This is a genomic window from Micromonospora okii (assembly GCF_020884795.1).
Lineage (GTDB): Bacteria > Actinomycetota > Actinomycetes > Mycobacteriales > Micromonosporaceae > Micromonospora > Micromonospora okii.
Window position 1 is genome coordinate 1 of record NZ_BBZF01000005.1, and the last position, 1,186, is coordinate 1,186.

The 1,186-nt window shown below is 67.0% G+C and carries 1 protein-coding gene; it reads left to right on the plus strand.

The window, feature by feature from the left end; translation table 11 throughout:
* Positions 1-53: 53 nt before the first annotated feature.
* Entirely contained in the window at positions 54-1,181 is a 1,128-nt protein-coding gene (locus tag LPU43_RS00030) for an IS30 family transposase (RefSeq protein ID WP_444543561.1), read from the plus strand.
* The last annotated feature ends 5 nt before the right edge of the window (positions 1,182-1,186 follow it).

Consider the following 1,186-nt stretch of genomic DNA (forward strand, 5'->3'; position numbering starts at 1 on the left):
TTGGGTTCAAGTGGTTGTTGCAACGGGGTGGATTCTCAGGAGGATGAGGATTCATGCCAGGGAGACGGTTGTCGTCCGGGGAGCGGGCGCAGATTGAGGTGTTGTTCGGGCAGGGGTTGTCGTTTCCGCAGATCGCGGCGGTGATCGGGCGGGACCGGTCGACGGTATGGCGGGAGGTGTCGCGTAACCACTGCTACACCGGTGGTCGGGTGCGGTCTGGGGCGCGGCATCCGCATGGTCCGAACCCGGGCTACGTGGCGGGGGTGGGGTATCCGAAGGGCTGGGGTGGGGCGTATCGGTGGAAGTACTGTCACCGCAACGCGCAGGCCAAGGCGGATCTGCGGGCTCGGCGTCCCCGGTCGGGGAAGCTGCGGCCGGGATGGGGTCGGCCGTGGCCGCCGTTGTGGCAGACGGTGAAGGATCGTCTGTCGCAGCGGCACTCGCCGCAGCAGATTGCCGCGTCCTTGCGGCGGGAGTTTCCCGAGCAACCGGAGATGTGGGTGTCGCACGAGACGGTCTACCAGGCGATCTACTACCAGGCCCGGGGTGGGATGCGGCAGGAGTTGGTCCGGCAGGTCGCCCTGCGGTCGGGGCGGGCCATGCGCCGGCCGCAGTCACGGCAGGCCGCTGCCGGCCGTGGCAGCAGACCTTGGGTCCGTGACTTCCACATCTCCACCCGCCCCGCTGAGGCCACCGACCGGGCCGTGCCCGGGCACTGGGAAGGCGACCTGGTCATCGGCGCCCGCGGCGCCAGCGCGATCATCACCCTGGTCGAGCGCGCCACCCGCTACGTCATGCTCGGCGCGTTGCCCGACTCGCGGGTCAGCGAGCAGGTCATCGACACTCTCATCGGTTTGATGCGTCGACTGCCCGCCGAGTTGCGTAAGACCCTGACCTGGGACCAGGGCATCGAGATGATTCAACATCCCACGTTCACCCTGGCCACCGACTGCCAGGTCTACTTCTGCGATCCCCACTCGCCCTGGCAGCGCGGCAGCAACGAGAACACCAACGGCCTGCTACGCCAGTACTTCCCCCGGTCGAGCACTGACTTCCGCACCTACACCCAAGACGACCTCGACGCGGTCGCCCGTGAACTCAACGGACGACCGCGCCAAACCCTGAACTGGCAGAATCCAGCAGAAGCACTCAACAAGTACCTCGTTGCAACCGCCACTTGAAACCG